Genomic DNA, 11,467 nt, shown 5'->3' on the forward strand with positions numbered 1-11,467 from the left:
ATTTTATCAACACTAATCCATTAGGAATGAATGATATCGAGTTGGCTACTATTTTTCATCATAAATTTGTTTGGATTCATCCTTTTTTTGATGGAAACGGTCGAACAGTTCGTTTGGCTATGAATTTATTATTAATGAAGAAAGGTTTTCCACCAGCCATTATTCTTAAAAATGATCGAAAAAAATATTATGAAGCGTTAAATCAAGCTAATAATGGTAATTATCAAAAATTAATTTTGCTAATGTGTCAGGCGCAAGAAAGAACGCTAAATATTTACTTGAATGCTTTGCCTGATAACGAAGAAGAATACGATACGATTTCAAATATTGTGAGTGAACCTAGTTCGCCTTATGGTCAGGAATATATTAGTTTGTTGGCACGCCAAGGAAAAATAGATGCTTATAAAGAAGGTCGAAATTGGCTTACTACAAAAAAAGCTATCGATGATTATATAGAAAATAGACAGCGAAAAAGATTACTGTAAAGTAGTCTTTTTTATCTAAAAAATAAATTTACTTCGCTCTCAAAAATAGCTACAGGAATGCCATGACCCAATTCACTGAGAAGATGTAACCTAAAATCATTTTTTAGAGGCAATAATTTCGTAATAAATTCAAGATTGTCTTTTGCTAAAATCACATCATCTTGGTTTCCAATTACAATTTGTAACAAATGATTGTGGTCGTCATTAATAATTGGAATATTTTGTAAAACAGAAGTCCGATAAGGCAAAGCTGGATTAAATAACAAAGCAGGAATTTGCATTAATTTAGAAAGATAAAAACCCGCAAAACCACCCATACTACTACCAATAATGACATCTATATTTTGATTTTTATATTCAGTATATAAAGTTTCAATCATGTTAGGATTTGCTCTGTAATCTAAATTAGGAGCAATAATATTTCCAAATGGTTCAAGAACTTCTCTTTTTTCAATACTTAAATTACTGTCAAGTCCGTGCAGATAAAGAATGTTCATTATTTTTAATTTATAAAAAATCAAATATCCGAATTCTTTTTTTCATAATTCAAATTCATTTTTAAAATTGTCAAATTCCCTAATTAATCTATCTTTGCACCTTCAAAAAATCGATTAAATAAATAACCGAAAATGATTACAGTAAACGATATTTCCGTACAATTTGGCGGAACCACTTTATTTAGCGATGTTTCTTTTGCTATCAATGAAAATGATAAAATTGCCTTAATGGGTAAGAATGGTGCAGGAAAATCTACTTTATTAAAGATAATTTCGGGTCAAGCAAAACCATCAACAGGAAATGTATCGGCTCCAAAAGACGCCGTTGTTGCCTATTTGCCTCAGCATTTACTAACTACCGATGGTGCTACGGTTATGGAAGAAACTTCGAAAGCATTTGGAGAAGTTTTTGCAATGAAAGCCGAAATCGACGAAATAAACGAACAATTAACTGTTCGTACCGATTATGAAAGTGACGATTACATGAAACTCATCGAAAGAGTTTCGGACTTATCTGAGAAATTTTATGCAATCGAAGAAATAAATTATGAAGCCGAAGTAGAGAAAATACTAACAGGATTAGGGTTTCTGCGTGAAGATTTTACACGCCAAACTTCAGAATTTTCTGGTGGTTGGAGAATGAGAATCGAACTAGCTAAAATCTTATTACAAAAACCAGATTTAATTTTACTAGATGAGCCAACCAATCACATGGATATCGAAAGTATCCAATGGTTAGAGGACTTCTTGATCAATTCTGCCAAAGCCGTTGTGGTAATTTCCCACGATAGAGCCTTTGTTGACAATATTACAAATCGTACTATCGAAGTCACGATGGGAAGAATTTACGATTATAAAGCCAAATATTCTCACTATTTAGAACTCAGAAAAGACCGAAGAATTCATCAGCAAAAAGCATATGACGAACAACAACGAATGATTGCCGACAACAGAACTTTTATCGACCGTTTCAAAGGGACTTTTTCTAAAACTGATGCGGTTCAATCTCGTGTTAAGATGCTAGAAAAACTAGTTATTGTACAAGTTGATGAGGTTGACACCTCGGCATTGAAACTAAAATTTCCAGCAGCTATTCGTTCCGGTCAATATCCTGTTGTTGTAAAAGATATGACAAAATCTTATGGTGATAAAGTTATTTTTCAAGATGCCAATATTGTAATTGAACGTGGTGAAAAAGTTGCTTTTGTAGGTAAAAATGGTGAAGGAAAATCGACCATGATTAAAGCCATTATGAAAGAAATTGAAATCAATTCTGGAAGTGTCGAAATTGGACACAACTCTCAAATTGGTTATTTTGCTCAAAATCAAGCCTCATTATTAGATGAAAACGGAACGATATTTTCTACTATTGATGATATTGCTGTTGGTGATGTTCGTACAAAAATAAAAGATATTTTAGGTGCTTTTATGTTTCAAGGTGATGACATTACTAAAAAAGTAAAAGTACTTTCGGGTGGAGAAAAAACGCGTTTGGCAATGATAAAATTATTGCTCGAACCTGTAAATTTATTGATTCTAGATGAGCCTTCAAATCATTTGGATATGAAAACCAAAGACATTATTAAAGAAGCTTTACGTGATTTCGATGGAACATTAATTCTAGTTTCTCACGACCGTGATTTCTTGGACGGATTAGCGACCAAAGTTTTCGAATTTGGTAACAAACGTGTCAAAGAACATTTTGAAGATATTGCAGGTTTCTTAGCCCATAAGAAAATGGACAGTATGAGAGAAATTGAAAAATAACACCAATTAATCTTTAAAAAATACACACCATTTATTGACGATATTGTCATTCCGAGGAACGAGGAATCTCATAATCTAAATAACTTCATGTGATTCCTCGTTCCTCGAAATGACAAACTCTTTGTTTATTATTACAGTTAATTCTAAAATTAAAATAGTATAAGAATTATTTTAATATAAAATAAAACCCGACAAGATTTAATTCTCGTAGGGTTTTTCAATAAAACAAATTAACCAAAAAAATTATTTTACAGCTTCAACCAATCTAATAAATTCTGCTTTGTAACCATCGGTATCGTTAGACAAACCAAGTATGGCTAGTTTTTTTATATCGTCAGAAGATTTATTTGAAATCAGTTTTGAATCTCTCAATTTTAATCCAAACCAAGCTACTGAAGCCGTAAATTTTAAATCATCAGAAGCATTTTCTAACACGCTAGATTTATTTTCAATAATCTGAACAATTTCGATACTTTTGTCGCCATCAGTTTTTTTGTAACGAAATTTTATGGTTGCCAGTTCGTCATTAAAATTATTTCCCATTGGTTCAACTTTTGTGTATTTTAAATCGGAAGTTTCATTATAAAAATCACTTTTCACATCAGTAGGAATAATTTCGTACAAAGCAGTTACTGTATGATTACTTCCTAATTCTCCCGCATCAATCGCATCATTTTTGAAATCTTCTGGACGTAATTTTCTGTTTTCGTAGCCAATTAATCTATAGGATTGTACGTGTTTCGGGTTGAATTCAATTTGAATTTTAACATCTTTAGCAATAGCAAACATTGAACCTTTGAATTCTTTTCCTAAGAAACGATTGGCTTCCTGAATATTATCGATATAAGCATAATTTCCGTTTCCTTTATCGGCAAGAATTTCCATTTTGCTGTCTTTGTAATTTCCCATTCCGTAACCCAAACAAGTTAAAAATACGCCAGATTTTCTCTTGTCTTCTATTAGTGTTTGCATATCGCCATCGGAAGAAGTGCCAACGTTAAAATCGCCATCTGTTGCTAGAATTACACGATTGTTTCCGCCTTTTATAAAATTTTCTTCTGCAGTTTTGTAAGCCAATTGAATTCCTGCTCCGCCAGCAGTGCTTCCGCCAGCATTTAGTTTTTCTAAAGCATCAATAATGGTTTGTTTTTCGTTTCCAGAAGTTGGAGGCAAAACCAATCCTGCAGCGCCAGCATATACTACAATGGCAACTTTATCTTCTTTGCGAAGTTGTGCTACCAATACTTTTAGTGATTCCACTAATAAAGGCAATTTATTAACATCACTCATCGAACCCGAAACATCAATTAAGAAAACCAAGTTTGAAGCGGGTAAATCATTAGTTGGAATATTTTTTCCCTGCAAACCAATTTTCACTAATTTATGTTTGCTATTCCAAGGACATTCACTGTATTCGGTATTAATAGAAAACGGATTATTGTCTTTTGGTTGAGGATATTGATATTTAAAGAAATTCATCATTTCTTCTACACGAACGGCATCTTTTGGAACCGTTTGCCCGTTGTTAATGAATCTGCGAATGTTGGTATAAGAAGCATTATCAACATCGATAGAAAAAGTAGAAAGTGGCGCTGTTTTTGGACTTTCGAAAGCGTTTTCTATGAAGTTATCATAGTCTTCTTGATTATTATTTAGTACTTGATTGTTATAATTTTTGTCTTTTCTTATTTCTGTGGAATTTATAGAAGTGTTTCCTCTAAGTATAATTTGATTGTTTGGACTCGAACTAATTTGAATCCCAGAAACTTTACCAGCTAATTTTTCTCCTTTTTTTCGATCTCTTTTAGATGCATATGATCTGTTGTCTTCTTCAATGCCATAAGCAGTAACCACAACCGATTCTAGCATTTTAGCATCATCTTTCATCTTAACATTAATAACATTTGAAGTGCCAACGACTCTAATCTCATCGTTCATTCCCATATAACTGTAAACTAATTTTTCTCCAGCTTTCGCTTGAATTTTGTAAGTTCCGTCAAAATTTGTTGCAACACCTCGTTGCGTTCCTTTTACTGTAATATTTACACCTGGAAGTGGTCCAGAAGAATCAGTTACAATTCCTGTAATTGTTTTTTGCTGCCCAAAAGTTAGGACAGAAATAAGCATAGCAATGCCTAACGAAATACTTTTTAAGTTTTTCATGATTTTAAATTTTAAAGATTAAATTTTTGAATTTTGCCTATTTTGGCACTACAGGTTTTCCAGTTTTGGTAGTAATAATAACAACGCCCTTTTTTCCTTTTTCACCATAAATTGCGGTTGCGTTTTCGTCTTGCAAGATTTTTATAGTTTTAATTTCTTGCTTGTCTAATGGTGCGTAAGGACTCGTGGGATTTGCTCCAAATAGTGATTCTTCCGAATAATAAGCGCCATTTATAATATACAATGGTTCTTTTAAGTAAACGCTTTCAAATTCTTCCTTGTCTAATTCTGAAATAATTTCTTCTCCAGATTTTTTGTTATTGGTAATTGTTTTTCCATCAATAACAACTAACGGAAGATTTTGTGTTTCCTGAATTTCACTTTTAGTACTTTTATCTTCTTCGGTATCTTTAGCGGAACTGTTAACACCAACGGCATCAAAAACACGTCCTTTTAAAACATAGTTGGTATTATTCCTAGAAGGCGAAGCGGCGGCTTTTTTACTTTTTTCTGCTGTCGAATATGCTTCAGCAGCCATTTCTTCTGCTACTTTTTCTGCTAACGGAGCTGGCTCTTCATTTACCGCTACACTTTGAGCATTAGTAATTTGTTTTTGCAATATTTCTTCAGCATTACTTTTTATAACAGATTTTTCAGTTTCGGCACTTACAATCGGATTTTCTTCTATAATTATTTCTGGTAAAATTTCTTTTTTTGCATTGGAAACTACAATTTCGTTTTCTGGAATCATTATTTTATCCTCAGTTTTCAAGAACTGAAAAACAATAATCCCCACTAAAACTACCGATGCTGCCACAGCCAATTTCCTCCAATTGTTGTTTCGTTTTTTGTAAACAACTGTATCGAGTTTTGCGTCTACTCGCGACCAAATTTTCTCCATTTCGGGAAAGTCTTTGGTTTCTGCTTTTTGGGCAGCGTTTTTAAATTGTTCGAATATTTTATCTTGATTTTCCATTTTTACTTTGCTTGTTTGTAATACAAATTGTTTACTAAATCTTTCAACTTTGTTTTTGCTACATTCAATTGTGATTTTGATGTGCCTTCAGAAATGTTAAGCATAGTTGCTATTTCCTTGTGACTGTAACCTTCAATAGCAAATAAATTAAAAATTGTTTTGCAACCAGCAGGAATATAATCTAACAATTTGAGTAAATCTTCTTCTTCCAAATGTGTGTTTGGCAAACTCTCAGGTTGTAGCTGAATCTTCGTGTCTTCAAGATATATATTGAAATTCACATTGCGTTTTAGCTGATGAAGACAGTTATTTACTGCAATTTTTCGAGCCCATGCTTCAAAAGCACCAAGCTCTTTTAGCGTGTCTATCTTTGTGAAAATAGTATAAAAAGCATCGGCCAACACTTCCTCTATTTCTTCCTCTTTTTTCAGGTAACGCTTGCAAGTGCGATACAATTTTGGAGCCATAAGCTCGTACACCTCACGTTGTGCGTCTCGGTGCATTTTTTTGCAGGCTAATATTAAGTTTTCGTTTATCACAATGAATGTCTTTATACTAAAGAGGACTATTTTTATAAAAAGGTTGGGACGAAGGTAAAATATTTTTTTTAAGGCATTAGAAAAAGGCAAAAGCCAATAGTTAAACGAGTTTTAACTATTGACTTTTGCCTGATGACTACGTTTTGTAGCTTGGCGAAGTGGCGGAAATCGAAGCACAAATGTTCATTTTACATAAAAGTTCAATCGAATAACTGCTGTTGAATTTAGCACTGAACCCGCCATTTTGCGAAACCGCTGTTAGCGGTTCGTTGTCTTCTTCCAATACGGTTTTATTATTTTCCCTTCTTTATGACTTAAAGCTAGAAGTACAATTGTTGCGACTAAACAAAATAGCGTTGCTTGAATTGAACCTTCTGGACCAAATTGCCCACCTGTAAACCATTCTGCACCTTCAATCTTAGAAGTTATTAATGTTTTTGAAATAGTATTTCCTGATACATTTGCACCAAAAATTGCTGATTGTGTAAAATTCCAAGCAAAGTGGATTGCAATTGGAAACCATAGATTTCTTGAATAAATATAGGCGGCTGCAAGTAAAAGTCCTGCTTGAATTGCAAGCCCAATTCCAGCAATTAAAGAACTGTTTGGATTAGCAAGATGCATTGCCCCGAATAAAATTGCAGAAATTATTAAAGCTAAATAACTCCCTAATTTTTCTTCTGTTATTCTAAAAACTATTCCTCTCAGTAAGATTTCTTCAACAATCGCCGAAGAAAAGGCTACTGTCAAAGGCGGAACAATAAACAGAATAGGATTTATTGATATTATTGAATAACCTCCTTTTAGGTAAATTACAAAGATGGTTAGCGACTGTAAGATTGTGCCTAGAATAATTCCGAGGGTTAGATTTTTAACGATGCCCTTTTTTGAGAATTCTGTAATTTTTCTTTTTTCATAAAATTTGAACAAATATGAATATGAAATTATTGCAAGTATTGCAACAAATATTCCTCCGATTAGATTTTTGAAGTCCTTATCAAAACTTGTTATTTCCATTAGTTTTTTGATAAAGGTCTGTGCAATTCTAACTATTCCGATACATACAATAAATCCGATTATTATTTTCGTCAGAGGAAAGTGAAGTGATTTTTGTCCGATGCTTTTTTTGCTCATTATTTTATATTTAAATTCTGTTTTATACGGTTGCTTACAATGACCGCTAACGTTCCGGCGCTTGGCGAGGTTGCGAAGTTCGGAACCGATCATTTGCTATTAAAGATAAAATTTCTTGCGAAATGTAAACGTGAATTTACTACAAAATTCGCAATCTTGCCAAACGCCTGTTGTGCGTTCGGTTTTTTATTTAATTCTCTGATTTTTTTCCACTCTTCATTGTTTCTTCAACAAATTTTACCGCTTCGCTAACAGTAATTGTAAATATTCCACCTTTTTTATTGTCAAATGCTTCTTTCCAATTTTCATAACCTTCTTTAAAATCAGGCAATTTATTATTTTCCGAAATAAGTTTTGTTACACTTTTATTCAATGATTCCTTTGATATTGGCAAGTGTCCAATATCATCAGAAACTCCATTTGGTCTTAGTTCATTCTTTATTTTAAGTCCATTTATATAAATGTGTATTACGATTTCTTTCCCGTAATATTTTTCTACTTTTAAAATTGTTATTTTTGAGTTTTCTTCACCTGTTCGGTTTTGATAATTCCAAATTTGACCAGCTTTAAATTTATCATCCTGAAAATCATTTCCGTTATTTTCTTTTTTACAGCCTGTGAGCAAATTTAAAAATCCAAACATAATTAATATTTTAAGTAATTTTATGTTTTATTTCTTTCGGTTTTCTGTCGCTCGAAACTGACGCACAACTATTGGCTTTGTCTATAAATTTTTATTATTACTCTTTCAAAACCATATCAATCACCATAACAGCGGCAAAAATAAGTTGTCTTTCGACAGAATCTTGTGGTACAATTTCGTTTATAGAAAGCACATAATTATCGGCGCTGGTAAAAAATTCTTTGCCAATTCCTGCCCATTTTTTGCTAACTGATGCTAGTTCTTTTCCGTCTTTATTAAATTTGAAATCCCAACCTGTCCATTTTCCTTCTAGTGTGCAAACTGGTTTTTGTTGTTTGTCTACAATTTCGAATTTGCCACCAAAAGACCAGAATTTCTGATTAAAATGCCCAATAATTTGTCCTTTTTCGTCGAAAACTTCTATGTCTGAACGGAAAAATGCTACGCCACGTTTTATATTTACGATTGGTTTTCCTTCGGTTGTGGTTACAAGAACGTTAAACGGTGTGTGTCTTTTGTATTTTGTAAAGCGAAAAATTTTAGTAAAAGTCCCTAAATCAGGTTCGGTACTAGTCATTAAGTGTTTGTTCGATTCGGGATTAAAAATATCATAACTGTTTGACGCTTTGAACATTCCTACTTTTTCCTTAATCAAGAAAATACTTTGGTTTAATAATGGATTCATTTTTTAGATATTATTAGTTTATAAATTTTAGTTTCTAATTCTTCGGTATCATTGTCCTCGCAAAGTAAGAATTCTAAATGAGATTCAGATTTTTTAAACAAAGTTATTCCTTCAAATTTATGTGAATCGGAAATTTGAATTGTAAAATCGATTTTGAAAGTTTCAATATCGATACAACCAATGATACTTCCTAAAACTTCGCCATCATCGTAAGTAGAAATTGTGTCTTCGGCAGAAGCTAGAAAGTAAATTTTGTCATGAACTAAAATGGCATCAGTAAATGAGGTTTCTACGTGTTTTATTTTTGGAAGTTTTATGTTTTGAAAATTGATATTACCATTGTTATTGACAATTGCAATTCCGTTTTTAGCATTTGCACCATTTCCTCGTTGAAATAAATGTAAATTATCTTTGTAATACAAGGCACCTTCAATATTTAAATCATCATTTGAAATATGACTTTCTTTTTTAATTTTTTGATATAACGGTTCTAAATTAACTTCAGAAGTTTGTTTTGTTTTGGTGTTGAAAATGAGTTGTCTATTTCGCTTTTCGGTCGATCCTGAACCGAAAATATGCAATTCGTTTCCATTTAAAGTAATAGCTTCAAAGTCGGGTTTGTTTTTTTTAAGGATATTTTCGGTTGAATTGTCTATTAATGGATGTTGTTTTAAGTTAGCAGAATGCATGTTGTATTCATATAAAAATCCTGAATTGTCACTGATGATAAACAACGAATTGTCTTGTAGTACAATTCCTGAAGCCGAACTAATTCCGGCGATTTTAAAAAAAACGGTAAGTAGAAATTTTTCCATAAATTTACAGATAAGTTTAGCCCTGATTACTTCACTTGATTTTCATTTTAATTGGAGTTCAGTGAACTTCGTTTGCAGTGGAAATCCTTTTTCTCGTCAGTTCGAGTTCTTCGCTTTTTTGCGAAGAGTATCGAGAACAAGAGAAAAAGATTGCAACGTATAGCAGGTCCCGATAGCTATCGGGATAGCTCCTAAAAAAAACAAATATAAAACAAAGAATATGAATTCGATAAATCTTGATGATTTTAAAGTAGTTGATAAAATTACTTTGTCTAAAATCCCGACCGAACTGAAAATTAATGCCGATGATGATGAAAAAGAAGAAGCTTTAGACAAGATTCAAATTAAATTGAGCAAAAAGCAAGATGCTATGTACGCTCATAATAAATACAGTTTTCTGATTTGTTTGCAAGGCATGGATACGTGTGGAAAAGACAGCTTGATTCGGGAAGTTTTCAAGGAATTTAATCCGCGAGGCGTTGTAGTGCATAGTTTTAAAACACCAAATTCGACCGAGTTAGAACACGATTATTTGTGGCGACATTATTTGGCACTGCCAGAAAAAGGAAAGTTTGCAGTTTTTAACAGGACACATTACGAGAATGTTTTGGTAACTCGTGTACATCCTGAATATATTATGTATGAGAATTTGCCAGGAATAGAAAAAGTAGAAGATATAAAACCTGAGTTTTGGGAAAATCGTTTTGAGCAGATTAATAATTTCGAAAAGCATATTACTCAAAACGGAACGATTGTTTTGAAATTTTATTTTCACATGAGTAAGGAAGAACAACGCAAAAGATTGCTGAATCGTTTAGAAAACGCAGAGGATAACTGGAAGTTTTCGGCTGGAGACATGAAAGAAAGAGAACGATGGGACGATTATATGAATTATTATGAAGAAGCAATAAACAAAACATCGAACGAAAAAGCACCTTGGTTTGTAATTCCTGCCGACGATAAAGATATGGCTCGTGTTATTGTGGCGAAAATTATTTGGGAAGAGTTGCAAAAACTGACCGATATTAAAGAACCGCAATTAGATCCTAAAGTGAGAGCGAATTTTGCGGAATTTAAAAAACAGTTAGAAAAAGAGTGAGGCACGTGATTTACAAAATATACGGATATAAAAAATGCGCTGAATTACAGCGCATTTTTTTTTATGTTTTTTTGAATTTTTACAATTCAAAACCGTAAGCTAGACGAACTCCTAATTGACCAACACCTTTAGCTAGATAGCCATCATTATTAAGTCGTGCAAAGTCATTATAGTGTTCATATCGTAAGGAAATATCGATGCGTTTCGTTGCATAACCAATACTTGGTGCTAGTAGCAAGGAAGTTTTGTTGTAATTATTCGTCACTGCAAAAGCAGCTCCGGCTTCACCCATTAAATAAAATTGGTCATTCCAAACGAAAGCTTTAAATCCTGCTTTTAAAGGAATAAATCCCAAATCAGATCCATCTGCTTTACTTACAAATAGATTTGTAAATCCAGTTGTCAAGGTAACAGAGTATCTTTTTGTAAGATCATATTGTAATCGGGCATCAGCACCTAAAGCTAATTTATAAGGATCTGCAAATGCATATCCTGCATTTAGACCCAATCCTAAACGAAATCCTTGATCATAATTTTTTGTGTTTTCTACTTCTTGAGCATTTGAATTATTTGCAAATAACATTGAGATTGCAAACACCAATAGAAACTTAATTTTTTGTGTAATTTTCATAATTTATTTTTTGTGTTGTATTTATTAAACAAC

12 protein-coding genes are annotated in these 11,467 nt (G+C 32.6%); 3 read left to right on the forward strand and 9 right to left on the reverse strand.

The window, feature by feature from the left end; genetic code table 11:
* On the forward strand, positions 1-485 hold a 485-nt coding region (locus ACH2BG_RS10475), incomplete at its 5' end, for a Fic family protein (protein WP_395047640.1).
* Positions 486-496: 11 nt separating this feature from the next.
* Here ACH2BG_RS10475 and ACH2BG_RS10480 read toward each other — a convergent pair.
* Entirely contained in the window at positions 497-982 is a 486-nt protein-coding gene (locus ACH2BG_RS10480; protein ID WP_395047641.1) for a YqiA/YcfP family alpha/beta fold hydrolase, read from the reverse strand.
* 132 nt (positions 983-1,114) lie between these two features.
* Here ACH2BG_RS10480 and ACH2BG_RS10485 point away from each other — a divergent pair, with 132 nt between their 5' ends.
* Positions 1,115-2,749, forward strand: a complete 1,635-nt coding sequence (locus ACH2BG_RS10485) for an ABC-F family ATP-binding cassette domain-containing protein (RefSeq protein WP_395047642.1) — start codon at positions 1,115-1,117, stop codon at positions 2,747-2,749.
* Between the two features lie 243 nt (positions 2,750-2,992).
* On the opposite strand, the gene ACH2BG_RS10490 is transcribed toward ACH2BG_RS10485, so the two are convergent.
* From ACH2BG_RS10490 to ACH2BG_RS10520, 7 genes are all read right to left on the reverse strand, one after another.
* Positions 2,993-4,912: a von Willebrand factor type A domain-containing protein gene (locus ACH2BG_RS10490; protein WP_395047643.1), complete on the reverse strand. Its 1,920-nt coding sequence runs from the start codon at positions 4,910-4,912 to the stop codon at positions 2,993-2,995.
* 37 nt (positions 4,913-4,949) lie between these two features.
* Entirely contained in the window at positions 4,950-5,888 is a 939-nt protein-coding gene (locus ACH2BG_RS10495; RefSeq protein WP_395047644.1) for a hypothetical protein, read from the reverse strand.
* 2 nt (positions 5,889-5,890) lie between these two features.
* On the reverse strand, positions 5,891-6,391 hold the full coding sequence (locus ACH2BG_RS10500; RefSeq protein ID WP_395047645.1) for an RNA polymerase sigma factor: 501 nt from the start codon (positions 6,389-6,391) through the stop codon (positions 5,891-5,893).
* Positions 6,392-6,685: 294 nt separating this feature from the next.
* Complete coding sequence (locus ACH2BG_RS10505; RefSeq protein WP_395047646.1) at positions 6,686-7,561, reverse strand: CPBP family intramembrane glutamic endopeptidase; 876 nt, start codon at positions 7,559-7,561, stop codon at positions 6,686-6,688.
* A 190-nt stretch (positions 7,562-7,751) separates the two neighbouring features.
* Positions 7,752-8,204 (reverse strand): hypothetical protein, encoded by a 453-nt coding sequence (locus tag ACH2BG_RS10510; protein ID WP_395047647.1) that lies wholly within the window; start codon positions 8,202-8,204, stop codon positions 7,752-7,754.
* 97 nt (positions 8,205-8,301) lie between these two features.
* Entirely contained in the window at positions 8,302-8,889 is a 588-nt protein-coding gene (locus ACH2BG_RS10515; protein WP_395047648.1) for a phospholipid scramblase-related protein, read from the reverse strand.
* Positions 8,886-9,704 carry a DUF6929 family protein gene (locus ACH2BG_RS10520; protein WP_395047649.1) on the reverse strand — a complete coding sequence of 273 codons (819 nt, stop codon included), beginning with the start codon at positions 9,702-9,704 and terminating at the stop codon, positions 8,886-8,888. The genes ACH2BG_RS10515 and ACH2BG_RS10520 overlap by 4 nt, the downstream gene beginning before the upstream one ends.
* A gap of 220 nt (positions 9,705-9,924) precedes the next feature.
* On the opposite strand from ACH2BG_RS10520, the gene ACH2BG_RS10525 reads away from it, so the two are divergent.
* On the forward strand, positions 9,925-10,803 hold the full coding sequence (locus ACH2BG_RS10525) for a PPK2 family polyphosphate kinase (protein WP_395047650.1): 879 nt from the start codon (positions 9,925-9,927) through the stop codon (positions 10,801-10,803).
* A gap of 79 nt (positions 10,804-10,882) precedes the next feature.
* Here the strand turns inward: ACH2BG_RS10525 and ACH2BG_RS10530 are convergent, their stop codons facing one another.
* Entirely contained in the window at positions 10,883-11,434 is a 552-nt protein-coding gene (locus ACH2BG_RS10530; protein WP_395047651.1) for a hypothetical protein, read from the reverse strand.
* Between the last annotated feature and the right edge of the window lie 33 nt (positions 11,435-11,467).

The sequence above is a fragment of the Flavobacterium sp. genome, from assembly GCF_043779715.1.
In the GTDB taxonomy this organism is placed as follows: domain Bacteria; phylum Bacteroidota; class Bacteroidia; order Flavobacteriales; family Flavobacteriaceae; genus Flavobacterium.

Coding starts and splice junctions, on each gene's coding strand:
- ACH2BG_RS10530 (WP_395047651.1), bottom strand. CDS start 11,434: ATGAAAATTACACAAAAAATTAAGTTTCTATTGGTGTTTGCAATCTCA.
- ACH2BG_RS10500 (WP_395047645.1), bottom strand. CDS start 6,391: ATGCACCGAGACGCACAACGTGAGGTGTACGAGCTTATGGCTCCAAAA.
- ACH2BG_RS10525 (WP_395047650.1), top strand. CDS start 9,925: ATGAATTCGATAAATCTTGATGATTTTAAAGTAGTTGATAAAATTACT.
- ACH2BG_RS10480 (WP_395047641.1), bottom strand. CDS start 982: ATGAACATTCTTTATCTGCACGGACTTGACAGTAATTTAAGTATTGAA.
- ACH2BG_RS10495 (WP_395047644.1), bottom strand. CDS start 5,888: ATGGAAAATCAAGATAAAATATTCGAACAATTTAAAAACGCTGCCCAA.
- ACH2BG_RS10490 (WP_395047643.1), bottom strand. CDS start 4,912: ATGAAAAACTTAAAAAGTATTTCGTTAGGCATTGCTATGCTTATTTCT.
- ACH2BG_RS10505 (WP_395047646.1), bottom strand. CDS start 7,561: ATGAGCAAAAAAAGCATCGGACAAAAATCACTTCACTTTCCTCTGACG.
- ACH2BG_RS10520 (WP_395047649.1), bottom strand. CDS start 9,704: ATGGAAAAATTTCTACTTACCGTTTTTTTTAAAATCGCCGGAATTAGT.
- ACH2BG_RS10515 (WP_395047648.1), bottom strand. CDS start 8,889: ATGAATCCATTATTAAACCAAAGTATTTTCTTGATTAAGGAAAAAGTA.
- ACH2BG_RS10510 (WP_395047647.1), bottom strand. CDS start 8,204: ATGTTTGGATTTTTAAATTTGCTCACAGGCTGTAAAAAAGAAAATAAC.
- ACH2BG_RS10485 (WP_395047642.1), top strand. CDS start 1,115: ATGATTACAGTAAACGATATTTCCGTACAATTTGGCGGAACCACTTTA.